The sequence below is a fragment of the Pseudomonas sp. NFACC04-2 genome (assembly GCF_900119265.1).
In the GTDB taxonomy this organism is placed as follows: Bacteria; Pseudomonadota; Gammaproteobacteria; order Pseudomonadales; family Pseudomonadaceae; genus Aquipseudomonas; species Aquipseudomonas fluorescens_AA.
Map to the genome: position 1 here is coordinate 83601 of NZ_FPJC01000011.1, position 22931 is coordinate 106531.

The window sequence follows — 22931 nt, forward strand, 5'->3', positions numbered from 1 at the left end:
AGGTATTTATTGCCTTTGAGGGCCGCTTCGCGAGCAAGCCCGCTCCCACATTTTGATCCAGGCACTCACAGCGTCACTGCACGGCACACATCCCATGTGGGAGCGGGCTTGCTCGCGAAGGCAATGGACCGGGCACCACAAACCATCAATGCAACCGCTTGCGGCACATCAACTGCGCCAGCTTCGCGGTGTCCGGGCGCTCGATGATGCCCTTTTCCGTGACGATAACGTCGATCAGGTCCGCCGGGGTGATATCGAAGACCGGGTTGAAGGCGCCCACCTGCGCGCCGAGCCTCCTGCCGCCGATTTCCAGCAGTTCGCGCCCGTCGCGCTCCTCCGCCGGGATGTCTTCACCGCTGGCCAGGCTCATGTCGATGATCGAGCTCGGCGCCACCACCATGAAGCGCACACCATGGTGCATGGCACAGACCGCCAACTGATAAGTGCCGATCTTGTTCGCCACGTCGCCATTGGCGGCGATGCAATCGGCACCGACGATCACCCAGGTCACGCCCTTGGTCTTCATGATATGGGCAGCGGCGGAATCGGCGTTGAGGGTCACCGGAATGCCTTCCCGGGCCAGTTCCCATGCCGTCAGGCGCGAGCCTTGCAGCCACGGCCGGGTTTCATCGGCATAGACGCATTCCACCATGCCTTCGATATACGCACCCCGGATAACCCCCAAGGCCGTGCCAAAACCGCCGGAGGCCAGGGCGCCGGTGTTGCCATGGGTGAGAATGGCCTGGGCGTTGCCCTGGTGCTTGCGGATCAGGTCGACCCCCAACTGGGCCATGGTCAGGTTGGCTTCGCGATCGCTCACGTGGATCGCAATGGCTTCGGCCTCAAGTACCGCCAGCGGCTCGGCATGCTCTTTCAAGCGCCCCAGCCGGTCGCGCATTCGATCCAGCGCCCAGAAAAGGTTCGCCGCCGTCGGCCGGGCCGCGGTCAGCAAGGCAAAATCGGCCTCCAGGGCCGCTTGCCAATCGCCGCCTTCGGCCATCCTGGCCCGCGCCGCCAGCACCACGCCATACGCCGCACTGATGCCAATGACCGGCGCACCGCGCACGGCCATCGAGCCAATGGCCTCGGCCACATCGGCGACACGGGTGCAGGCGATCCACCTTTCCTCGAACGGCAAGCTACGCTGGTCCAGCAGGTACAGGACGCCATCACGCCAATCGATGGCCTTCACCTTCTCCGCAGCCAATAGTCGATCGCGCATCCTTCACCCCGTACTCATGAACAAAAGCCGCCGATTATAGCGATCCCTCCGCGAAGACGCTCGGGTATACTTCGCCATCCTTTATACCCCATGGAACCGTTCCACGATGCCCAAGCCTGCCGTTGCGCTCGACTTATTATTGCTGCCGACCTGGTTGGTACCTGTCGAACCCGCCGGTGTAGTGCTCAAGGACCATGGCCTGGGCATTCGCGACGGCTGCATCGTGTTCATCGGTCCACGGGTAGAAGCCCTCAAGTGTGACGCCACCGAGGTCCGTGAACTGCCCGGCATGCTGCTCAGCCCCGGCCTGATCAACGCCCACGGCCACGCAGCCATGACCTTGTTTCGCGGCCTGGCCGACGACCTGCCCTTGATGACCTGGCTGGAACAGCACATCTGGCCGGCTGAAGCCAAATGGGTCGATGAAGATTTCGTCCGTGATGGGACCAACCTGGCAATCGCCGAGCAGATCAAGGGTGGCATCACCTGCTTTTCCGACATGTATTTCTACCCCAAGATCGCCAGCGAGTGCGTCCACGACAGCGGTATTCGCGCGCAAATCGCCATTCCGATCCTCGACTTTCCGATCCCCGGTGCCGCCAGCGCCGACGACGCCATTCGTCAGGGCATCGAATTGTTTGGCGACCTCAAGCACCACCCGCGGATCAAAGTCGCATTCGGCCCGCATGCGCCCTACACGGTGGGCGACGAAAACCTGGAGAAAATCCGCGTGATCGCCGAGGAACTGGACGCGGCCATTCATATGCATGTTCACGAAACCGCCTTCGAAGTGCAGCAGGCTGTGGATAACACCGCTGAGCGGCCAATGGCTCGCCTGGAACGCCTTGGCCTGCTGGGGCCACGCTTCCAGGCCGTGCACATGACTCAGATCAGCGACGAGGACCAGGCCCTGCTGGTAGAAAACAATTGCAGCGTGATCCATTGCCCGGAATCGAACCTGAAGCTGGCCAGCGGTTTCTGCCCGGTGGAACGCCTGTGGCAAGCCGGCGTCAATGTCGCCCTCGGCACCGACGGTGCGGCGAGCAACAACGACCTGGACCTGCTCGGCGAAACCCGCACCGCCGCCCTGCTGGCCAAGGCCGTCGCCGGTTCGGCCACGGCCTTGGATGCCCATCGGGCGCTGCGCATGGCCACGCTCAACGGTGCCCGGGCGCTGGGCATCGAAGCGACCGTCGGCTCCCTGGAGGTCGGCAAGGCCGCCGACCTGGTGGCCTTCGATCTGTCAGGCCTGGCCCAACAGCCGATCTACGACCCGGTGTCGCAACTGATTTATGCCACCAGCCGCGATTGCGTCAAACACCTGTGGGTAGGCGGCAAGCCGTTACTGGAGGATGGCCGGCTGACCCGCATGGACGAACCGACACTGATCGCCGCGGCCCAGGCCTGGGGTCGGCGCATCAGCGGCCACAACGAATGACCACGCCCCTGGAGCCGCGGCTCGGGGCATCTGATTTTTCAAGCTTTTCGAGGATCTGCACATGAGCAACGTCGACCACGCCGAAATCGCCAAGTTCGAAGCCCTGGCCCATCGCTGGTGGGACCGTGAAAGCGAATTCAAACCGCTGCACGACATCAACCCGCTGCGGGTCAACTGGATTGACGAACGGGTCAACCTGGCCGGCAAGAAGGTCCTCGACGTCGGTTGCGGCGGCGGCATCCTCAGCGAAGCCATGGCCCAGCGTGGGGCGACGGTGATGGGCATCGACATGGGCGAAGCGCCGCTGGCGGTGGCGCAACTGCATCAATTGGAGTCCGGCGTCAGCGTGGAATACCGGCAGATCACCGCCGAAGCCCTGGCCGAAGAAATGCCCGGCCAATTCGATGTGGTCACCTGCCTGGAAATGCTCGAACACGTGCCGGACCCGTCCTCGGTCATCCGCGCCTGCTTCCGCATGGTCAAGCCGGGCGGCCAGGTGTTCTTCTCCACCATCAACCGCAACCCGAAGGCCTACCTGTTCGCCATCATCGGCGCCGAGTACATCATGAAGCTGTTGCCACGGGGCACTCACGACTTCAAGAAATTCATCCGCCCCTCCGAACTGGGCGCCTGGAGCCGCGCGGCCGGGCTGACCGTCAAGGACATCATCGGCCTGACCTACAACCCGCTGACCAAGCATTACAAGCTGGCCACCGACGTTGACGTCAACTACATGATCCAGACCCTGCGCGAGGAGTAAGGCGATGCGTCTCAAAGCGGTTCTCTTCGACATGGACGGCACGCTGCTCGACACCGCGCCAGACTTCATCGCCATCTGCCAGGCCATGCGCGCCGACCGTGGCTTGCCACCGATGAACACCCAGCACATTCGTGACGAGATTTCCGGTGGCGCCCGGGCGATGGTCGCGGTGACCTTTTCCATGGATCCGGAATCACCAGGGTTCGAGGAGCTGCGCCAGGAGTTCCTCGACCGTTACCTCAAAGGTTGTGCGGTCCACAGCCACCTGTTCGACGGCATGGCCGAAGTGCTGGCCGATATCGAAGCGGCCAACCTGATCTGGGGCGTGGTCACCAACAAGCCAGTGCGTTTCGCCGAACCGATCATGCAGCAACTGGGCCTGGCCGAGCGTTCGAAAGTGCTGATCTGCCCTGACCACGTGAAAAACAGCAAGCCGGACCCGGAACCGCTGACCCTGGCCTGCAAGATGCTCGACCTGGATCCGGCCAGCGTGCTGTTCGTGGGCGATGACCTGCGGGACATCGAGTCCGGCCGCAGTGCCGGCACCAAGACCTGCGCCGTGACCTACGGCTACATCCACCCGGACGACAACCCGAATCATTGGGGCGCGGATGTCGTGATCGACCACCCTTCGGCACTACGTGAAGTGCTGGATAACGCGTTGTGCAGTTGCTGAACTGAGCCGTTGTGGCGAGGGAGCTTGCTCCCGCTGGAGCGCGAAGCGCCCCCTCCATCGCCAGTTCAGAAAGCCTGGATCCCGATGGCATGAAAAACAGGGGCTGCTTCGCAGCCCAGCGGGGATAAATCCCCTCGCCACAACAACGCACCACCACGCATCGTTATGTTTCGTGAGGTTTTTTATGTTTGATTATTCCGCCCGTCCCGACCTGCTCAATGGCCGGGTGATCCTGGTCACCGGCGCGGGTCGCGGGATCGGTGCCGCAGCGGCGAAAACCTACGCCGCCCACGGTGCCACCGTACTGCTGCTGGGCAAGACCGAAGCCAACCTGACCCAGGTCTACGATGAAATCGAAGCGGCCGGTCATCCACAGCCAGCCGTGATCCCGTTCAACCTCGAAACCGCACTGCCTCATCAGTACGATGAACTGGCGGCGATGATCGAAACCGAATTCGGTCATCTGGACGGCTTGCTGCACAACGCCTCGATCATCGGCCCACGCACCCCACTGGAACAATTGTCCGGTGAGAACTTCATGCGGGTGATGCACGTCAACGTCAACGCGATGTTCATGCTCACCAGCACCTTGCTGCCGCTGCTCAAACTGTCCAAGGATGCGTCCGTGGTGTTCACCTCCAGCAGCGTCGGCCGCAAGGGCCGGGCCTACTGGGGTGCCTATGGCGTGTCCAAGTTCGCCACCGAGGGGCTGATGCAGACCCTGGCCGACGAAGTCGATACCGTCGCTGCCGTGCGCGCCAACAGCATCAACCCCGGCGCCACCCGCACCAGCATGCGTGCCCAGGCCTATCCGGGAGAAAACCCGCTCAACAATCCGACGCCCGAGGCGATCATGCCGGTCTACCTGTACCTCATGGGCCCGGACAGCGCCGGTGTCAACGGTCAGGCGTTCAACGCGCAATAATGCCCCTGGCCGGTAGTGCGACGATTTACCGTCACGATACCGGCCCTGGTCGATGCCAAACCAGGCGAACCGCCAAGCCCACGTCGCTCCTGCTTTCGCGACTCGCTATCAATTCATTGATTCCTAATCGGTTTTTACGGAAGTGAACCGAATGGCACGACTTTCGCTCTAACCTCTTCAAACATGCCATGTTCGGCAGGTAATGGACGGTGAGACGAGACTTATGCCTGCCATGGAAGCGGACTAAACTCAAATCAGTTGTCCTACGGGACTGAAGGACCAGTACGACGTGCAGCCCAAAGCCGCCGCACCCAACCTGCGGGACAGATTTAGCTTAGGGGCTAACGCCAAATGAAAACGCCCAACCAGATCAACGCGTTCGACTTCGACAGCGCCAAATTGCAGCGTTTGGGCCTGTCCCAGCCATCGCCGCTCCCTGCACGCTCCGTCAGTCTGTCGCAATTGCGCCAGCAACTGAGCCAGCAACTACAGACCAGCCTGGAGCCGCAGCGCATCCTGGGCCTGTTTTTCCGGGAAATCCAGCGGCTGGTGCCCCTGGATGCGTTGGCTTATCAGCACAAGGCCAGTGACCTGCGCCTGGAGTTCGGGCAACGCGGGCATCACACCCTCAGCTACAACCTCAGCCATGAAGGCGAACATCTGGGTGAGCTGGTATTCCGTCGTAACCAACGGTTCTCCGAGACGGAACAGAGCGACCTTGAATCCATCATGTCGACGCTGCTGTATCCACTGCGCAACGCGCTGCTCTACCGCGCCGCGACCCAAAGCGCCCTGCGCGATCCGCTGACAGGTACCGGCAACCGCATCGCCATGGACCAGACCCTGATGCGGGAAATCGATATGGCCAAGCGTCATTCGCAACCCTTGTCGGTACTGATGCTCGATATCGATCATTTCAAGCGCATCAACGACAACCATGGTCACGGCGTTGGCGACGACGTGCTCAAGGCCGTGGCCGAGTCGATCAAGGGCCAACTGCGCAATGTGGACATGGTTTTCAGGTTCGGTGGTGAAGAATTTCTCATCCTGCTGGCCAATACCAGCCGGGATGCCGCGGCGATGGTCGGTGAACGACTGCGTTATGCCGCCCAGACCCAGGATTACTTCGCCGCAGGCAAAAGGATCGAGCTGACGGTCAGCCTGGGGTGCGCCACCCTGCTACCGGGGGAATCCTCGGAAAGCCTGCTGCGCAGGGCCGACAGCGCGCTGTACGTAGCCAAGCGCGAAGGCCGCAACCGACTGGCCATGGCCGGCTGAAAGCAATTGTGGGACCGAGCTCGCTCCCACAGGGATTTGGGGTGAAGCCAGCGCTCATCCGAAACAACTGTGGGAGCGAGCTTGCTCGCGATAGCGGCCTGGCAGTCAACCTCCCCGTCGACTGTCAGGCCTCTTCGCGAGCAGGCTCGCTCCCACAGGTTGTGGCTATCTGTAGCGGTAGTAATCAGCTCCCGGCCAGTGCCAGACGCTCACGGGTAGATGCCGCCCTGCTGGCAGGCTCCGCCTGTTCCAGTTGCATGCAATGCTCCAGGAACAAGTACATGTAGTCATAGCTCTTGCACACGGCCTGACGCAGCTCCGTTTGCAGGGCCTTGCTCGGATTCATCCCAGCCAGCGTACAGATGATTTCCAGGGCTTCCCAAGGATGGGCATCGTCGTACTGGGCATGCATCTTCAGCCACTTCATGGCCCGCTTGCGGTCTTCCTCGGCGAAGGCAGCCGCATAGACACCGTTGGAACACACCAGCGCCGACCACTCTCCCGTGGCGCCCTCGATAGCGTAGTTGGTCGCGGCGATGGCCACGATCAACGAGTCCGAGGAACTGGTGTGCCAGCACCAGTGACTCAAGGCATGAAGCTCAGGCGGTACCAGCTGGGCTTGCAGGTCTTCCAGGGTCACGCCATGGGCGGCGCTCCAGTTGACCCAGTAGTCGGCATGGTTGAGTTCGACACGAATGTTGCGCATCAGCCAGCGACGCGCCATGTCCTCGCCGGGGTGGCGGGCAAAGCGGGTCTTGGTGAGGTTTTGTGCCATGTATAAAGCGAACTGCTCGACGACCGGCCAACCACCTATGAGGTAGTGGCGCATGGTCTTGGCGCTGAGCTTATTGTCGCGCATGCGCTGATACAGTTCGTGTTCGACAACCCGGCGCTTGCTCTCGCTGCAATCGGTAATGAGCTGCTGTGCCCATTTCGGATAGCTTGTGGCGTCCATGAGCGGGCCTGTTCGGTTGAATGTGTCGATCACTGTCGGGCTCCTTTTGATTGTGATTTTCTCGGATCAACAAGAGGTTCAGCGGAACGTGCCGGGGGCCTTGAATAACAGCGGCTGGGGCCGGGCCGGCCGACATTGCAACGTGTCGCAGGTAAACAATTGCGGGCGTTCGATCACATACCCCTGAGCGTAGTCCACCCCTATCTCCAGCAATGCCTGCTCGATCTGGGCGGTTTCAACAAACTCGGCAATCGTGCGCTTACCCATGACGTGACCGATGTGATTGATCACTTCGACCATTGCACGGTTAATCGGGTCGTCCAGCATATCCTTTACGAAACTCCCGTCGATCTTCAAGAAGTCTACAGGTAAATGTTTCAGGTAAGCGAATGAAGACATTCCGGCGCAAAAGTCATCCAGCGAGAAATAGCAGCCCAAGCTCTTGAGTTCATTGATAAAGCGGATCGCACTGCCCAGATTCGAAATAGCGCTGGTCTCTGTAATTTCAAAACAAATCATTTCCGGGGGAATCGAGTAAGCCGCGAACTGTTTACGCAGGAAGTCGAGGAACGCCTGATCTCCGATAGTTGTGCCTGACAGATTAATCGCACACATCGCCATGGGCCCCTGCCGCGATTCATTCAGGCACTGGCGGATGATCTTGAAGACATTCTCCACCACCCAACGGTCCAGGGACGTCATCAGCCCGTAGCGTTCCGCCGCGGGAATGAAGCTGTCCGGCAGGATCATCCGCCCGGCTTCGTCATGCAGGCGCAACAGGATTTCAATGTGCCCGCCGCCATGATCGCCCGGCCCCAGCGCGGCGATTTCCTGGGCGTAGAGACAAAAGCGGTTTTCCTCCAGGGCCATGTGCAAGCGCTGGACCCAGGCCATCTCGCCAAAGCGCAGGGACAACTCCGAGTCGTCGGCGTGATAGACCTGGACCCGGTTGCGCCCTTTTTCCTTGGCCATGTAACAGGCCATGTCGGCGGCCCGCAGGGAAGCCTCCAGGGTCGTCGGGGTCTGGGCGATATGCACCAGGCCGATACTCACGGTGGTCACGAACGGCCGGCCCTTCCAGACAAAATGCAGGTTCTGCACGGTCTGGCGCAGCCCTTCGGCGATCTTTTCCGCCGCCTCCGGTGAACAGTTCTCCAGCAAGATCCCGAACTCATCGCCACCCAGCCGGGCCAGGGTGTCATTTTCCCGCAACCCTGACTGCAGCAAGGCGCAGATATGCCGCAACAATTCGTCACCCGCCGCATGGCCGCAGGTGTCGTTGACCAGCTTGAACTGATCCAGGTCGAGAAACATCAAGGCATGGCGCCCGATCTGGCGAGTGAGGTTGTGCAAGGCCTGCTCGAGGCGATACTCGAATTCCCGGCGATTGGCCAGGCCAGTCAGGGCGTCATGGGTGGCTTGCCATGACAGGTTGGCGATGTATTGCCGCTCCTGGGTCATGTCATGCAGCACCAGCACGGCGCCACTGACCTTGCCCGCATGGCGGATCGGCGCGCCCACCAGGGTGACTGACACGGTGCTGCCATCCAGGCGCTGGATCAGTTTCGAATGCTCACTGGCGCCGCTGAGCCGACCGCTGAGGATGTGCTCGATCAGAGTCAGTCCTTCGGTCTGGGCATTGTCATCGAGCAAATTGAACAGCGCGGCCAGGGGCAAGCCCGTAGCGTGTTCGGCTTTCCAATGGGTCATCGCTTCGGCGGCGGGGTTCATGTAGGCGATGGCCCCTTCCACGTCGGTGGTGATCACCCCATCACCGATGGATTGCAGCGTGATCTGTGCCCGTTCTTTCTCCATCTGCAGTGCATTGGCAAACACCTGCCGTTGGGCCAGCAGTTTATGGGTACGCAACAACGCCAGGACGATCAACCCCAGGGCTGTGGCGAAATTGGTCACCAGCAAGAGCCGCAGAATGAAACGCGAGCCTTCGCCCAACGCGTCGCTGAACGCCTTGGCAGCCGGGGTGACGGAATCGTTGATCGCAAAGATCTGGGCCTTCCAGCCGCGAATATCCACCTCTGACGCCTGGCCCGCGGCAATACTGCTGTGCATCTGCCGGGCGACGTTATCCAATTCGGTCAGGTAGCCATCGCCCACCGTCCAGAGATCGATGGCTTCCTCCAGGTAACTGAAGTGACGGAAATTCAGATAAAGCCAGATCAGGCTGGACACATCGTCCGGGTGATTGCCGCCCTTGAGGATGCCGGCCCGTGCCGCTTCCAGGTTCGGCGGTTCGCGGTCCAGCGCTACCCGCAGCTCATGACCGCCCTCGGGCACGGCAATGGCTTGCTGGTATTTGCGGAAAATCACCTCGTCACGGCTGTCGGCGTAGAGGTTGAGGTAATAGATGGCGTCTTTCTGGCCCTTGGACCAGAGACTCTCCCCCGCTACATAGCCACGAACCGCGGACAGCACGTAAAGGCTGACACCGCCAAGCAATGCCTGAAATAGCACAACGGCAATAAAGGGCCAGACGATGCCCAGCAGCCGTGGTGTTCCGAGAGTCTGCTTTTGCTTCATGAGGTCCCTTGCACAGGTACTGCCGGACGAACACCCGCCAGAATTCCGCTCCTGACTCAACAGCCTAGGCTAGTTTTCGACCCATCGAATGAATGGATGAAGAGATCTTTGCGTGGAATTTGGAAGAATCGGCGTGTTTGCCTGTTTTTTCCGATACTAAGCACAGAAAACGGCGGGAAACTCAAGGCTGTTGTATCTGTTGCAAATGGCCATAAAGTCGAGCGTAGAGGCCCCCGTCGGCAATCAACTGCAAATGGTCGCCGTCTTCGGCGACTTGCCCACCGTCGAACACCAATACCCGATCAGCTTGCTTCACCGCCGAAAGCCGGTGGGCGATGATCAATGTGGTGCGTGCGCTCAAAAAACGCGCCAATGCCTGGTGAAGGTTGTACTCGGTGGCCGCGTCCAATGCCGAGGTGGCTTCGTCGAGAATCACCACCCGAGGGTCGGCCAGTACCATGCGGGCGATGGCCAGCCGTTGGCGCTGCCCGCCCGACAGCCGAACCCCGGAACGCCCGACTACGCTTTCCAGGCCCTGGGGCAGCGCCCGGACCGTGGCGTCGAGCTGGGCGATTTCCAGTGCCCGCCAGCAGTCGTCGTCGCTGCACTCACGGCCCATGGCAAGGTTGGCCCGTACCGTATCGTTGAACAGCGCCGGATGTTGCAACACCACTGCCACATTCTCTCGAATGGTGTCCAGGCCGATCTCCTGCTGCGTGGCGCCGCCGAAACGAATACTGCCCGACTGTGGCGTGTACAACCCCAGCAGCAACTGCACCAAGGTGCTCTTGCCGCCGCCACTGGCCCCGACGATGGCGACTTTCTCGCCCGGCGAAATGGACAGGTTCAACTGGTCGAGCACCAGTTCCTCGCCGTAACCAAAACTCAACCCCTGGATTTCAATGCCCACGGTGTCACGGCCCTTGAACGGATCGACGCCCCCCGTGTACTGGGGCTCGTCGGCCCGGGCCAGCAATTCGTTGATCCGGTTCAAGGCGCCGCCGGCCGCGTAATAGGCGTACTGCAGGTTCAACAACTGCTCGACCGGGCCGATCATGAACCAGAGGTAGCTGAACACCGCCAGCATCTGGCCGATGGACAGGTCGGAAAACACCACGGTGAGCATGGCCGCCGCGCGAAAAATATCGATGCCGAACTGGAACAGCAAACCACTGGCGCGGTTCGAGGCGTCGGTTTTCCACTGCGAATTCACGGCGTAATCGCGGACCTCCTTGGCACGCATCCCCAATCGGCCAAGGAAATAACCCTGGCGGTTGCCGGCGCGCACTTCCTGGATGGCATCCAGGGTTTCGGTCAAGGCCTGGGTGAAGCGCGAGGTGCTGTCGTTCTCCAGTTTCTTGAGGTGTTTGACCCGCTTGCCCAGTTGCACCGTGGCGTAGATCACCAGCGGGTTGAACAGCAGGATCAGCAGCGCCAGTTCCCAGTGCATCCACACCAGGATCCCGGCGGTGCCCACCAGGGTCAGCATCGCCACCAGGAAACGGCTGAGGGTCTCGCCGATGAATTTGTCGAGGGTGTCCAGGTCGGTGACCAGGTGGGCGGCCACGGTACCGCTGCCCAGGCTTTCGTACTCGCCCAGGGAGATTCGCTTGAGGCGTTCGATCAAGCGGATGCGAATGCGATAGACGATGTCCTTGGCCAGCCTGGCGAACAAGCGCGCCTGCACCACGTTGAACAGCAAGGCGCCACAGCGCAGTGTCAGGGTCGCCAGCAACATCAGCCCGATATAGCCCGCTGCGCTCTGCCACGCCGTTGGCAAGGCATGGTTCATGACTTTCAGGGCCGCATCGCCGTGGCCCAGCAGGACCTCGTCCACCAGCAGCGGCAACAGCAACGGAATCGGCACGCTGCACAGCGTCGCCAGCACGGCCACGCCGTTGGCGATCCACAGGGCTTTTTTATGCTTGAGGGCCAGGCGACGGATTTCCGCCCAGCTCAACCGATCGATGCGCTGCGAAGTGGATGGGGCTGACGGCCGCTCAGGCACAGGTCGCGCGCTCCAGCCAGCGGCCAAGCAAGGGCGACAACTGGTTCAGGGGCTGGTAACCGTTGGTCAGCAAGGCCAACTGGCCGTCACGCTCGGCCAGCAGCGTGGGGAACCCGGCAATGCCCAAATCCTGCACCCAGGTGAAATCCGCCGCGGTGGCCGCATGTTGATCGGCGCGGTCGAAGGCCGCGGCGAATTCGATGCGTGGCAGCCCGGCCTGCTCGGCCAGCTCCACCAGCACGCTGGCGTGGGTGACGTCACGGCCTTCTACATAAAAGGCCTGTTGGATCAGCTTCAACAGCGTCCAGGCCAGGTCCGGGGCTAGGCTGCGGGCCGTCACCACTGCCCGGCAGGCGGGCTCGGTGTCGTAGACGAAACCGTCCGGCAACGCGCCTTCAAGCTTGAAGGGCTGGCCGGTGGCTTGGGTCACGGCCTGCCAATGCTCGAGAATGTAGCGCCGGGTGGTTGGCTCCAACGCCGAACCGCTGCCGGTGCGCAAACCGCCCACCACCAGGTGCAACGCCACACCCGCGGCGTGGGCCTGCTCGACCAACGCCTCGGCCACCGGCGCAAAGCCCCAGCACCAGGAACACATCGGGTCCATCACATAGAGCAGGCGTGACGTCATGGTTCAAGCCTCGGAAGATGTTTGCTTGTAGTTGTAGCCGATCGGGTGCGGCATGTTGCGCGCCTTGGCCAACTCGATCTGCTTCTGCCGGTCGATGGCGCTGCGACGGGTTTTCTCGCTCAGCTTATCCCAGCAATGCGGGCAACTGATGCCAGGCACATAGTGCTCCGAAGCGCGGTCTTCTACGCTCACCGGGGTACGACAAGCGTGACATTGATCGTAGTCCCCTTCGCTGAGGTCGTGGCGAACGGTCACGCGGTTATCGAACACGAAGCAGTCGCCGCGCCACTTGGTTTCTTCCTGAGGAACCTCTTCGAGGTATTTCAGGATGCCGCCCTTGAGGTGATAGACCTCGTCGAACCCCTGGCCAAGCATGTAGCTGGAGGCTTTTTCACAGCGAATGCCACCGGTGCAGAACATCGCGACTTTCTTGTGTCTGGCCGGGTCGAAGTGGGCCTTGATGTACTCGGGGAACTCGCGAAAGCTGGTGGTCTTGGGGTCGATGGCGCCTTCGAAGGTGCCGATGGACACTTCATAATCGTTGCGAGTGTCGATCAGCAGCACTTCCGGATCGCTGATCAGCGCGTTCCAGTCCCGCGGTTCGACATAGGTGCCAACTTGCTTGTTCGGGTCCACGCCTTCGACGCCAAGGGTGACGATCTCTTTCTTGAGCTTGACCTTGGTGCGGTAGAACGGCTGCTCATCGCAATACGACTCTTTATGGTCGATGTCGATCATGCGCGGATCGTTCTTGAGCCAGGCCAGAAGGCCGTCGATGCCTTCGCGGGTGCCGGAGACCGTGCCGTTGATGCCTTCTTCGGCGATCAGCAACGTGCCTTTGATACCGTTGTCGAGCATGGCCTTGAGCAAGGGCTCACGCAGCTCGACGTAATCTTCCAGAGTGACGAACTTATACAGTGCCGCCACGACAATGGGTTGTGTCATGGGTGTTTCTCCAGGTGGCTACCCTCGTAAAGGGTGAACCGGATGCGAAAAAAAAACGCGCCGGGTGAGCGGCGCGTTGCGGATTCTAACAAAAACCGGTGGGTTACAGGACTGCGATTCGAAGGCCTTCCTGTGGCGAGGGGATTTATCCCCGCTGGTTAAGCCAGCTGCAGGCAATCAGCCTGATACATCTGGGTGACGGCTTTCAGGGCCGCTTCGCAGCCCAACGGGGATAAATCCCCTCGCCACAGATAAAACCCTCACCAGCAGCAGTGCCCCTCAGCAAATCAGTGCTTGCTACCACCGGCACAGGTCGGCGAAGCCGGGGCCGCATCGATCCGGGCCCACTCTTCAGGGGTGTAAGTGTGCAGCGCCAACGCATGGAATTCGCCCATCAGCTCGCCCAGCGTGCCATAGACCTTCTGGTGACGCTTGACGCGATTGAGCCCTTCGAACTGCTGGCTGACCACCACGGCCTTGAAGTGGGTCTGCAGCCCCCGGCTGTGCATGTGGCTCTCATCCAGCACTTGCAGATGCTCGGGCTGCAACAGCCCTAGCGTTGATTCGATGCGTTGTTGCATGCTCATACCGGGCTCCGCTTACGGCTTTTTCTTGGCTGGAGCGGCTTTTGGCTCGAGCTCGGCCGTCATGTCGGCCAGCAGCTTGTTGACCACCGGCACCGCGCTTTCAAGCTTGGCCTGGGTCAGTTGGGCCGATTGCTGGGTCAACTGTGGCATTTTTTCCAGGACTTTCTTGCCCAATGGCGACTGGTAGAAAGCGACCAGGTCCTTGAGCTCCGATTCGTTGAAGTTGCTGGTGTAGAGCTTGACCATGTCCGGCTTGAGCTTGTTCCAGCCGATGGCTTGGTCCAGCGCGGCATTGGCCTTGGCCTGGTAGGTTTCCAGGGTGGCTTTCTTCGACTCGGGGGCCTTGGTCTGTTCAAAGCGCTGGGCGAACATCTGTTGCACTTGCATGTACACCGGAGTGCCCAGTTTGTCAGCGTGCGCCAGGGTCAGGAACGCTTCGGCGCTGGCGTTGTGGCTGGCGGTATCGGCGAAAACAGGGCCGCTGGCACACACCAGAGCAACTGCGGTACAGATGGCACGAAGACGGGTCATCGAGTTTCCTTTCATTACAGGCGAGGTAAAACCCCAAGGGCGACCATTCTGCGCCTAAAAAACGCCGGGGCTCAACCCCGATGGTTGTTGGGTCCGATTGACGGGCCGAAGCCAGCGTTGCTGGATCGAGGGATGATTGAGGGAACCGGAGCCGCCCATCTGGGCCTAAACTGCGCATTCAGCCTTTAAGGAGTTTGACCCGATGAGCCGTATCGAAACCGACAGCCTTGGCCAGGTTGAAGTCCCGGACGACGCCTACTGGGGCGCGCAGACGCAGCGCTCCATGATCAACTTCGCCATTGGCAACGAACGCATGCCGCTGTCGGTGTTGCACGCCCTGGCGCTGATCAAGAAAGCCGCCGCAAGGGTTAACGACCGCAACGGAGACCTGCCCGCCGACATCGCCCGCTTGATCGAACAGGCCGCCGACGAAGTGTTGGCCGGCCAACATGACGACCAGTTCCCGCTGGTGGTCTGGCAAACCGGCAGCGGGACCCAGAGCAACATGAACGTCAACGAAGTGATCGCCGGACGCGCCAACGAACTGGCCGGCAACCCCCGCGGCGGCAAGAGCCCGGTGCACCCCAACGACCACGTCAACCGTTCGCAGAGTTCCAACGACTGCTTCCCCACCGCCATGCACATCGCTGCGGTGCAGGCCGTCCAGCAGCAATTGCTGCCGGCCATTGGTGAACTGTCCGGCGGCCTGGCGGAGCTGGCGGCGCGCCACATGAAACTGGTCAAGACCGGTCGTACCCACATGATGGACGCCACGCCGATCACCTTTGGCCAGGAGCTGTCGGCCTTCATTGCCCAGCTCGATTATGCCGAACGCGCCATCCGCGCCGCCCTGCCAGCGGTCTGCGAACTGGCCCAGGGCGGTACGGCGGTGGGCACCGGACTCAATTCACCCCATGGCTTTGGCGAAGCGATTGCCGCCGAGCTGGCGGCGCTGTCCGGCCTGCCGTTCGTCACCGCGCCGAACAAATTTGCCGCGCTGGCGGGCCATGAGCCCCTGACCGCCCTGTCCGGCGCGCTGAAAACCCTGGCCGTGACCCTGATGAAAATTGCCAACGACCTGCGCCTGCTGGGCTCCGGGCCGCGGGCCGGGTTCGCCGAAGTGAAATTGCCGGCCAATGAACCGGGCAGTTCCATCATGCCCGGCAAGGTCAACCCGACCCAGTGCGAAGCCTTGTCGATGCTGGCCTGCCAGGTCATGGGCAACGACGTGACCATCGGTTTCGCCGCCAGCCAGGGGCATTTGCAGTTGAACGTGTTCAAGCCGGTGATCATCCATAACCTGCTGCAATCGATCCGCCTGTTGGCCGATGGCTGCAGCAACTTCCAGCAGCACTGCATCGCCGGGCTCGAGCCGGACGCCGAGCAGATGGCCGCGCACCTGGAACGTGGGTTGATGCTGGTAACCGCGCTGAACCCGCACATCGGCTACGACAAGTCAGCGGAAATCGCCAAGAAAGCCTACGGTGAAGGGCTGACCTTGCGCGAGGCGGCGTTGCAACTGGGGTACCTGACCGATGAAGAGTTCGATGCCTGGGTGAGGCCGGAGAATATGCTGGAAGCGGGTAGCCAGGGCTGACGCCGTCCCTGTGGGAGCGAGCCTGCTCGCGACGGGGCCGGTCGGCTCGACATCCTCATCGCCTGCCAAGCCGCTTTCGCGGGCAAGCCCGCTCCCACAGGGAATCCATGTGAGCCGCAATATTGCATACACTGAGATTCACCGTGGGAGCGGGCTTGCTCGCGAAGAACGATAACGCGGTTTAACGCCCGACAGCCAAACGCTCGCGCCGGGCCCTGAGCCCGGCGATCAGCGAGGGTCCCAGGGCAACCAGCGCCGAACCCAGTACCACCAGCACCGCCCCGCCATAGCCCAGCAGGTTGATCTGCTCGGCATGGACATAATCAGGCCACCACCAGGCCGCCATCGCCACCGCGGCGAAGGTCACCAGCGGCGTGATCGCCAGGGTCGCGCTGACCCGCGACGCTTCCCAATGGGCCAGGGCTTCGGCGAACGCGCCATAGGCAATCAGGGTGTTGAGGCAGCAAGCGAGCAACAACCAGCCTTGCAACGGGCTCAATTGCAGCGCCTCCAACGGATGCACCCAGGGTGTGAGCAGCAGCGCGCAGAACAGGTAGATCACCATCATCACCTGCAGCGAATTCCACACCGTCAACAATTGCTTCTGGCCCAGGGCATAGAACGTCCAGACCGTCGACGCCAGCAACACCATCAGCACCCCGGCGGTATAGTCGCTCAGGGACGTCAGCAACTCGCCCAGGCGCTGGTTGAAAAACAGCGTGAAACCGATCAGCAGCACCAACAGGCCGATGCCCTGCCCCACGCTGAACCGCTCCTTGAACACGAACAGGCTGGCGACCAGCAACATGATCGGCCCCATCTGCACCACCAGTTGCGCGGTGCCGGGGCTCAAGCGATTCAGGCCCATCAGGTACAACACGTAGTTGCCCACCAGTCCGAGCACCGCCATCGCCACCAGCCAGCCGCCGCGAGGGCCCAGCACTTTGCGACTGGGCAGGCGCCGGGTGGCCGCCAGATAGATGAACAGCAAACCGCCGGACACCAGCAAGCGAAACCAGGTCACGGTGACCGGGTCCATCACTTGCAGCACTTGCTTGAGCTTGATAGGCAGGATTCCCCAGAGCAGGGCGGTCAACAGGGCAAGGAACAAGCCGTAGACCCAGCGACCGGACGATATGTGCATGCAACCCTCGAAGCCCAAGACAAAGAATGCCCATTCTAGGCGTCTATCGCCCAGCAACACAGGAACAGTTGGGGATTAATTGAACCGGGTACGGATATGGCACATGGCCGCCTATCGGCTCGTCAAGCAGCCGTCAGCGCCAGCTCCTAAACTTCATTCAATCTGATCCCGCCGTCTCTTTTGGAGCCCCTCATGCTCGGCAAACGTGCCCAGGACCTCGCCCCTGCGATGGTCTTTCCCAGTGACCGGATTTGCCGGATAAACGGCGAATTTTACTTCAACACCCGGGAAGGCACCCAGGAAGGGCCGTTCGCCAGTCGCGAGGATGCGCTGCGGGAGGTGGAGGCATATGTACAGCGAATGCTGCAACTGACTCAGGTCGCCAGCTAACGCACCGCTCTCTTTGTGGCGAGGGAGCTTGCTCCCGCTGGGTCGCGAAGCGGCCCCCTGCCCCGTCAATAAACCGCATCGACAGGATAACGACTGCTTCGCAGCCGAGCGGGAGCAAGCTCCCCTGCCACACAAGCTCCCTGGCTAGAAAAGCCGCCGACCGCCATAAGCCCTTGCTTATCTCACCGCCTCGAACAACCCCGTAGCCCCCATCCCGCCGCCCACGCACATGGTCACGATGCCGTAACGCAGGTTGCGCCGTTGCAGCTCACGCACCAGATGCCCCACCTGTCGCGAACCGGTCATGCCGAACGGATGGCCAATGGAGATCGAGCCGCCGTTGACGTTGTATTTCTCTGGATCGATTTCCAGCCGGTCGCGGCTGTACAGGCACTGGGAAGCGAACGCCTCGTTGAGTTCCCACAGGTCGATATCGGCGATCTGCAAGCCCTTGGCCTTGAGCAGCTTGGGCACCGAAAACACCGGGCCAATGCCCATTTCGTCCGGCTCGCAACCGGCGACCGTAAAGCCGCGGAAAAACGCCTTGGGCTTGAGCCCCAGGGCCAGGGCCTTTTCCAGGCTCATTACCAAGGTCATCGAAGCCCCGTCGGACAACTGCGAGGAGTTGCCCGCCGTCACCGAGCCGTCTTCGGCGAACACCGGCTTCAGGCCGGCCAGGCTTTCATAGGTGGTGTCGGGACGGTTGCAATCATCACGATCGACCACGCCATCGAGCATCTGCACGGCACCCGTGTTCTTTTCCTCGACCCGGTACTTGACCGCCATCGGGATGATTTCGTCATCGAACAACCCGGCCGCCTGGGCCTTGGCGGTGCGTTGCTGGCTCTGCAAGGCGTAGCGATCCTGCTCCTCGCGGCTGACCTGGTAACGACGGGCGACGATCTCGGCGGTCTGGCCCATGGGAAAATAAATCCCGGGCACCTGTTCCTTGAGCAGCGGGTTGATCAGGTTGTCGGTGTTGACGCTTTTCATCGTCAGGCTGATGGACTCCACCCCGCCGGCCACGATGATGTCGCTGCAACCGGAAGCGATCTGGTTGGCGGCGATGGCAATGGCTTGCAGGCCCGAAGAACAGAAGCGGTTGAGGGTCATGCCGGCCGTGCCGATGCCCAATTTCGAGAGCACCGCCACGTTGCGCCCGATGTTGTAGCCCTGGGCACCTTCATTGGACCCGGCCCCGACGATGCAGTCCTCGACACTGGCCGGGTTGATGTCGTTGCGCGCCAGCAAGGCATTGACGCAATGGGCCGCCATGTCATCCGGACGGGTCATGTTGAACTTGCCACGAAAGGACTTGGCCAGGCCGGTCCGTACGCTGTCGACGATCACCACTTCACGCATGGCTGTACCTCATTGTTGTAGTCGGTTGAGAGTGGATCGAGCATAGATCCACTGGATAACCGACCGCGACAATCATTCACCTCGCGTATGCACGCCCATCGCCCTAGCGCTTCTTCTTGCGAGCCTGTTTCGCACTGCGTTCGAAAGCCGTCTCCAGCGCCTGGTTGAGGGTGCGCAACACCTTGACCCGCGCCCAGCGCTTGTCGTTGGCCTCCACCAAGGTCCAGGGGGCAATCTCGGTGCTGGTGCGGTCGACCATATCGCACACCGCGGCGCGGTAGGCTTCCCACTTGTCGCGGTTGCGCCAGTCATCCTCGGTGATCTTGAAGCGCTTGAACGGGATGTCCTCGCGCTCCTGGAAACGCTCCAGCTGGGTTTCCTTGTCGATGGACAGCCAAAACTTCACCACCACCACGCCGGCATCGGCGAGCTGTTCCTCGAAGTCGTTGATTTCCCCGTAGGCCCGCAGCCAGTCGGCCTGGCTGCAAAACCCTTCGACCCGCTCCACCAGCACCCGGCCGTACCAAGAGCGGTCGAACATGGTGAACTTGCCGCGTGCGGGAATATGCCGCCAGAACCGCCACATGTAGGGGTGGGCGCGCTCTTCTTCCGTGGGCGCGGCAATGGGCACGATGCTGTATTGGCGCGGGTCCAGGGCCGCCGTGACCCGCCGGATCGCCCCGCCCTTGCCCGCCGCGTCATTGCCTTCGAACACCGCCACCAAGGCATGCTGGCGCATGCGTTTGTCCCGCAGCAGCCCGGCAAAGCGCGCCTGCTCGGTGATCAGTTGTTCTTCGTAGTCGGCCTTGTCCAGGCGCCGGGTCATGTCCAGGCTGTCGAGCAACGTGATCTGGCCATCCAACTCGGCCAGCGGCGCCACGCTGACCTTTTGCGGCTTGATCTTCGGCCGGTCCAGGGCCTGGCGCAAGCCGTCGAGCAGGATCCGCCCGACGGTGAGGCTGCGATAACAGCTGTCCATGCCTTCGATCACATGCCACGGCGCGTAATCGCGACTGGTGCGGCGCAACACACGCTCGCCGTATTTGACGAACTTGTCATAGGTCTGGGACTGCTGCCAATCCAGCGGGCTGATGCGCCAACTGTGCAAGGGGTCATCCTTGAGCCCCTTGAGCCGGGCCTTCATCTGCTTCTTGGACAGGTGGAACCAGAACTTGAAGATCAGCGCGCCTTCGTCGCAGAGCATTTTTTCCAGGCGCTCGGCACCGGCGATCGCCTGGTCGAGCCGTGGGTCCTTGAATTCGCCATGGACCCGGCCTTGCAGCATCTGGCTGTACCAGTTGCCGAAGAAAATCCCCATGCGCCCCTTGGCCGGTAGCATCCGCCAATAACGCCACGCCGGAGGCCGCGCCAGTTCCTCGTCGGTCTGCTGGTCGAAGGTGCGCACTTCGATCAGCCGCGGGTCCATCCATTCATTGAGCAACTTCACCGTCTCGCCCTTGCCCGCACCTTCGATGCCGTTGATCAACACGATGACCGGAAACCGACCCTGCTGCTGCAACTCGAACTGAGCTTCCAGTAGTGCTTCACGCAGGGCCGGCACCTCGGCCTCAAAGGTGTCTTTATCGATGACGTGACCGATTTCAGCGGATTCGAACATGGACAGCTCCTTCCAGGGATTGGGGCAAGACTAGCGGATTGGATGCGGCCCGGGTAGGAACTGTGCACTCGTCAGCTCCTACGGATGCGTATGCACAGAAGCAATCGGTAATCGATCGGCTAGAATGGCCGCTCAGTTTCGACCGAGCCTGCCATGACGCCTGTACAGCACCACGCCCAACTCGACTGGGACGACCTGGGTCGCCCGCGTTCGCGGGTGTTCGACGACGTGTATTTCTCCGATCAGTCCGGGCTGGAAGAAACCCGTTACGTGTTCCTCAAGCAGAACAACCTGGCCGAGCGCTTTGCCGCGCTGCCCGCCGACGGGCGCCTGGTGATCGGCGAAACCGGCTTTGGCACCGGCTTGAACTTCCTCTGCGCCTGGCAGTTGTTCGAACAATGCGCACCGACCGGGGCGCGACTGCATTTCGTCAGCGTCGAGAAGTATCCATTGACCCCGCAGGACTTGTGTCGGGCCCTGGCCCTCTGGCCGCAGCTCGCCCTCCAGGCCGAGCAACTGCTTGGGCAATACGTGGCGATCCATCAGGGTTTCCAGCGCCTGGTCCTGGCCAATGGGCGGGTGACACTGACCCTGTTGATCGGCGACGCCCTGGAGCAGTTGCCGCAACTGGACGGGCAGATCGACGCTTGGTTTCTGGACGGTTTCGCACCGGCCCGGAACCCCGAGATGTGGACCGCCGAGCTGTTCGCCGAACTGGCCCGGCTCGCCGCACCCGGCGCCACCCTCAGCACCTTCACCAGCACCGGCTGGGTCCGGCGCTTGCTGAACGCGGCGGGCTTCAAGATGAAGCGCACGCCGGGCATCGGCCATAAGTGGGAAATCCTGCGGGGCGTGTTTCTTGGCTGGCCGGAGCAGACAGCGGCGCCATCCCCGGCAAAACCCTGGTACGCCCGCCCCGTGCCCCCCACTGGCGAGCGCCGGGCCCTGGTGATCGGGGGCGGCCTGGCCGGTTGTGCCAGCGCGGCGAGCCTCGCCGCCCGTGGCTGGCAGGTGACGCTACTGGAGCGGCATGCCGGGTTGGCCGAGGAGGCCTCCGGCAACCCCCAGGGCGTGCTGTACCTCAAGTTGTCGGCCCACGGCACTGCGTTGTCGCAGATGATCCTCAGCGGCTTCGGCTACACCCGACGCGTGCTGGAGCAACTGCAACGCGGTGTTGACTGGGATGCCTGTGGCGTCTTGCAGTTGGCCTTCAACAGCAAGGAAGCCGAACGCCAGGCACAACTGGCCGAGGCATTCCCAGCGGAGTTACTGCACACCCTGGATCAGTCCGAGGCCCAGGCCCGATCCGGCATCGGCCTGGTCTGTGGAGGCTTGTTTTATCCCGAGGGCGGCTGGGTGCATCCGCCGGCGTTGTGTCGCTGGCAAGCCTCAGGACCGGCGATCGATGTGCAACCCCATCATGACGTGCTACACCTGCGCCGTGTCGACGGCCAATGGCAGGCGTGGGACAGCGAACGCTGCCTGGCCAGTGCGCCGGTAGTGATCCTCGCCAGTGCTGCCGAGATCAAACGCTTCGAACCGGCTGCCGACTTGCCGCTCAAGCGCATTCGCGGGCAGATCACCCGTCTGCCGCAAACCCCTGGCAGCCAGAGCCTGGCGACGGTGGTCTGCGCCGAAGGTTATGTGGCGCCGTCGCGGCAGGGCGAACACACCCTGGGTGCCAGTTTCGATTTCAACAGCGACGACCTGACCCCCACCGCCGCCGAGCACGCCGGCAACCTGCGGATGCTCGAAGAAATCTCCCAAGATCTGGTGCAGCGCTTGAACGCCGCTACCTTGGACCCGGAGCACCTCCAAGGCCGCGTGGCGTTTCGTTGCACCAGCCCGGATTACCTGCCGATTGTCGGACCGTTGGCCGACCGCCAGGCCTTTACCGACGCCTATGCGGCCCTGGGCAAAGACGCCCGCCAAGTACCGGACGCCCCCTGCCCGTGGCTCGAGGGCCTGTACATCAACAGCGGCCACGGTTCCCGAGGCCTGATCACCGCGCCCCTGTCGGGCGAACTGATCGCCGCCTGGCTGGACAACGAACCACTGCCACTGCCTCGCAGCGTGGCCGAGGCCTGCCACCCGAACCGGTTTGCGTTGCGGGCCTTGATTCGGGGCAAGGCTTAGCACCGACTTCTTAAGACCTGTCACACCCCCTGTGGGAACGAGCTTGCTCGCGATAGCGTTGGGTCAGTCAACTCAGAGGCCAACTGATCCTCCGCTATCGCGAGCAAGCTCGCTCCCACAAGGATCACGCGACATTCAACCCAACCCCGCCCGCCGGCTTATAACGCATCGATCTAAAACTCACAGCAATCCC

The 22931-nt window shown here is 61.9% G+C and carries 19 protein-coding genes; 8 read left to right on the plus strand and 11 right to left on the minus strand.

The genetic code is table 11. The features are described 5' to 3' along the window. Positions 1-145: 145 nt before the first annotated feature. Positions 146-1222: an S-methyl-5-thioribose-1-phosphate isomerase gene (gene mtnA, locus BT125_RS16225; protein WP_072408435.1), complete on the minus strand. Its 1077-nt coding sequence runs from the start codon at positions 1220-1222 to the stop codon at positions 146-148. Between the two features lie 106 nt (positions 1223-1328). Here mtnA and BT125_RS16230 point away from each other — a divergent pair, with 106 nt between their 5' ends. The 5 genes from BT125_RS16230 to BT125_RS16250 all read left to right on the plus strand — a co-directional run bounded on the left by BT125_RS16230 (position 1329) and on the right by BT125_RS16250 (position 6299). Next, positions 1329-2660 (plus strand): TRZ/ATZ family hydrolase, encoded by a 1332-nt coding sequence (locus BT125_RS16230; RefSeq protein WP_072408437.1) that lies wholly within the window; start codon positions 1329-1331, stop codon positions 2658-2660. Between the two features lie 61 nt (positions 2661-2721). Then, positions 2722-3420, plus strand: coding sequence for a bifunctional 2-polyprenyl-6-hydroxyphenol methylase/3-demethylubiquinol 3-O-methyltransferase UbiG (gene ubiG / locus BT125_RS16235; RefSeq protein ID WP_072408439.1), 699 nt, complete (start codon positions 2722-2724; stop codon positions 3418-3420). Between the two features lie 4 nt (positions 3421-3424). Further along, entirely contained in the window at positions 3425-4096 is a 672-nt protein-coding gene (gene mupP, locus BT125_RS16240) for an N-acetylmuramic acid 6-phosphate phosphatase MupP (RefSeq protein ID WP_072408441.1), read from the plus strand. 184 nt (positions 4097-4280) lie between these two features. Next, a complete protein-coding gene (locus tag BT125_RS16245) occupies positions 4281-5021 on the plus strand; it encodes a YciK family oxidoreductase (protein WP_072408443.1) in 741 nt (246 codons plus the stop codon). A gap of 351 nt (positions 5022-5372) precedes the next feature. Further along, positions 5373-6299, plus strand: a complete 927-nt coding sequence (locus tag BT125_RS16250) for a GGDEF domain-containing protein (RefSeq protein ID WP_072408445.1) — start codon at positions 5373-5375, stop codon at positions 6297-6299. A gap of 184 nt (positions 6300-6483) precedes the next feature. Here BT125_RS16250 and BT125_RS16255 read toward each other — a convergent pair whose 3' ends face one another. The 7 genes from BT125_RS16255 to BT125_RS16285 form a co-directional block, all read right to left on the minus strand. Beyond that, positions 6484-7254 carry an iron-containing redox enzyme family protein gene (locus BT125_RS16255; protein ID WP_371857814.1) on the minus strand — a complete coding sequence of 257 codons (771 nt, stop codon included), beginning with the start codon at positions 7252-7254 and terminating at the stop codon, positions 6484-6486. Between the two features lie 78 nt (positions 7255-7332). Continuing rightward, on the minus strand, positions 7333-9792 hold the full coding sequence (locus BT125_RS16260) for an EAL domain-containing protein (protein ID WP_072408449.1): 2460 nt from the start codon (positions 9790-9792) through the stop codon (positions 7333-7335). A gap of 181 nt (positions 9793-9973) precedes the next feature. Beyond that, a complete protein-coding gene (locus BT125_RS16265; RefSeq protein WP_072408452.1) occupies positions 9974-11800 on the minus strand; it encodes an ABC transporter ATP-binding protein in 1827 nt (608 codons plus the stop codon). After that, the gene (locus tag BT125_RS16270; RefSeq protein WP_170866842.1) at positions 11793-12395 is read right to left on the minus strand and encodes a DsbA family protein; all 603 of its coding nucleotides are present in this window, start codon (positions 12393-12395) and stop codon (positions 11793-11795) included. The genes BT125_RS16265 and BT125_RS16270 overlap by 8 nt, the downstream gene beginning before the upstream one ends. 36 nt (positions 12396-12431) lie before the next feature. Beyond that, complete coding sequence (locus tag BT125_RS16275) at positions 12432-13373, minus strand: oxygen-dependent tRNA uridine(34) hydroxylase TrhO (protein WP_072408456.1); 942 nt, start codon at positions 13371-13373, stop codon at positions 12432-12434. Positions 13374-13660: 287 nt separating this feature from the next. Continuing rightward, positions 13661-13960, minus strand: coding sequence for a BolA family protein (locus BT125_RS16280; protein WP_060738604.1), 300 nt, complete (start codon positions 13958-13960; stop codon positions 13661-13663). A gap of 12 nt (positions 13961-13972) precedes the next feature. Then, entirely contained in the window at positions 13973-14491 is a 519-nt protein-coding gene (locus BT125_RS16285; protein ID WP_060738605.1) for a DUF2059 domain-containing protein, read from the minus strand. Between the two features lie 202 nt (positions 14492-14693). Here BT125_RS16285 and BT125_RS16290 point away from each other — a divergent pair, with 202 nt between their 5' ends. After that, positions 14694-16088, plus strand: a complete 1395-nt coding sequence (locus tag BT125_RS16290) for a class II fumarate hydratase (RefSeq protein ID WP_072408458.1) — start codon at positions 14694-14696, stop codon at positions 16086-16088. A gap of 181 nt (positions 16089-16269) precedes the next feature. Here BT125_RS16290 and BT125_RS16295 read toward each other — a convergent pair whose 3' ends face one another. Next, positions 16270-17232: a DMT family transporter gene (locus tag BT125_RS16295; protein WP_041475797.1), complete on the minus strand. Its 963-nt coding sequence runs from the start codon at positions 17230-17232 to the stop codon at positions 16270-16272. Between the two features lie 192 nt (positions 17233-17424). Between BT125_RS16295 and BT125_RS16300 the strand changes: the two genes are divergently transcribed. After that, the gene (locus BT125_RS16300; protein ID WP_060738608.1) at positions 17425-17622 is read left to right on the plus strand and encodes a DUF6316 family protein; all 198 of its coding nucleotides are present in this window, start codon (positions 17425-17427) and stop codon (positions 17620-17622) included. Positions 17623-17799: 177 nt separating this feature from the next. Here the strand turns inward: BT125_RS16300 and BT125_RS16305 are convergent, their stop codons facing one another. Next, positions 17800-18984: a thiolase family protein gene (locus BT125_RS16305; protein WP_072408460.1), complete on the minus strand. Its 1185-nt coding sequence runs from the start codon at positions 18982-18984 to the stop codon at positions 17800-17802. Between the two features lie 103 nt (positions 18985-19087). Continuing rightward, entirely contained in the window at positions 19088-20602 is a 1515-nt protein-coding gene (gene pap, locus BT125_RS16310) for a polyphosphate:AMP phosphotransferase (protein ID WP_072408462.1), read from the minus strand. 153 nt (positions 20603-20755) lie between these two features. Between pap and mnmC the strand changes: the two genes are divergently transcribed. After that, positions 20756-22738: a bifunctional tRNA (5-methylaminomethyl-2-thiouridine)(34)-methyltransferase MnmC2/FAD-dependent 5-carboxymethylaminomethyl-2-thiouridine(34) oxidoreductase MnmC1 gene (mnmC, locus tag BT125_RS16315; protein ID WP_072408464.1), complete on the plus strand. Its 1983-nt coding sequence runs from the start codon at positions 20756-20758 to the stop codon at positions 22736-22738. The last annotated feature ends 193 nt before the right edge of the window (positions 22739-22931 follow it).

What these genes read in the sequence shown, in the direction of transcription:
- mtnA (WP_072408435.1), bottom strand. Translation starts at nt 1,222, where the DNA reads ATGCGCGATCGACTATTGGCTGCGGAGAAGGTGAAGGCCATCGATTGG.
- BT125_RS16270 (WP_170866842.1), bottom strand. Translation starts at nt 12,395, where the DNA reads ATGTGTTCCTGGTGCTGGGGCTTTGCGCCGGTGGCCGAGGCGTTGGTC.
- BT125_RS16255 (WP_371857814.1), bottom strand. Translation starts at nt 7,254, where the DNA reads ATGGACGCCACAAGCTATCCGAAATGGGCACAGCAGCTCATTACCGAT.
- BT125_RS16305 (WP_072408460.1), bottom strand. Translation starts at nt 18,984, where the DNA reads ATGCGTGAAGTGGTGATCGTCGACAGCGTACGGACCGGCCTGGCCAAG.
- BT125_RS16250 (WP_072408445.1), top strand. Translation starts at nt 5,373, where the DNA reads ATGAAAACGCCCAACCAGATCAACGCGTTCGACTTCGACAGCGCCAAA.
- BT125_RS16280 (WP_060738604.1), bottom strand. Translation starts at nt 13,960, where the DNA reads ATGAGCATGCAACAACGCATCGAATCAACGCTAGGGCTGTTGCAGCCC.
- BT125_RS16245 (WP_072408443.1), top strand. Translation starts at nt 4,281, where the DNA reads ATGTTTGATTATTCCGCCCGTCCCGACCTGCTCAATGGCCGGGTGATC.
- BT125_RS16300 (WP_060738608.1), top strand. Translation starts at nt 17,425, where the DNA reads ATGCTCGGCAAACGTGCCCAGGACCTCGCCCCTGCGATGGTCTTTCCC.
- ubiG (WP_072408439.1), top strand. Translation starts at nt 2,722, where the DNA reads ATGAGCAACGTCGACCACGCCGAAATCGCCAAGTTCGAAGCCCTGGCC.
- BT125_RS16290 (WP_072408458.1), top strand. Translation starts at nt 14,694, where the DNA reads ATGAGCCGTATCGAAACCGACAGCCTTGGCCAGGTTGAAGTCCCGGAC.
- BT125_RS16275 (WP_072408456.1), bottom strand. Translation starts at nt 13,373, where the DNA reads ATGACACAACCCATTGTCGTGGCGGCACTGTATAAGTTCGTCACTCTG.
- BT125_RS16285 (WP_060738605.1), bottom strand. Translation starts at nt 14,491, where the DNA reads ATGACCCGTCTTCGTGCCATCTGTACCGCAGTTGCTCTGGTGTGTGCC.
- BT125_RS16230 (WP_072408437.1), top strand. Translation starts at nt 1,329, where the DNA reads ATGCCCAAGCCTGCCGTTGCGCTCGACTTATTATTGCTGCCGACCTGG.
- mnmC (WP_072408464.1), top strand. Translation starts at nt 20,756, where the DNA reads ATGACGCCTGTACAGCACCACGCCCAACTCGACTGGGACGACCTGGGT.
- BT125_RS16260 (WP_072408449.1), bottom strand. Translation starts at nt 9,792, where the DNA reads ATGAAGCAAAAGCAGACTCTCGGAACACCACGGCTGCTGGGCATCGTC.
- mupP (WP_072408441.1), top strand. Translation starts at nt 3,425, where the DNA reads ATGCGTCTCAAAGCGGTTCTCTTCGACATGGACGGCACGCTGCTCGAC.
- BT125_RS16295 (WP_041475797.1), bottom strand. Translation starts at nt 17,232, where the DNA reads ATGCACATATCGTCCGGTCGCTGGGTCTACGGCTTGTTCCTTGCCCTG.
- pap (WP_072408462.1), bottom strand. Translation starts at nt 20,602, where the DNA reads ATGTTCGAATCCGCTGAAATCGGTCACGTCATCGATAAAGACACCTTT.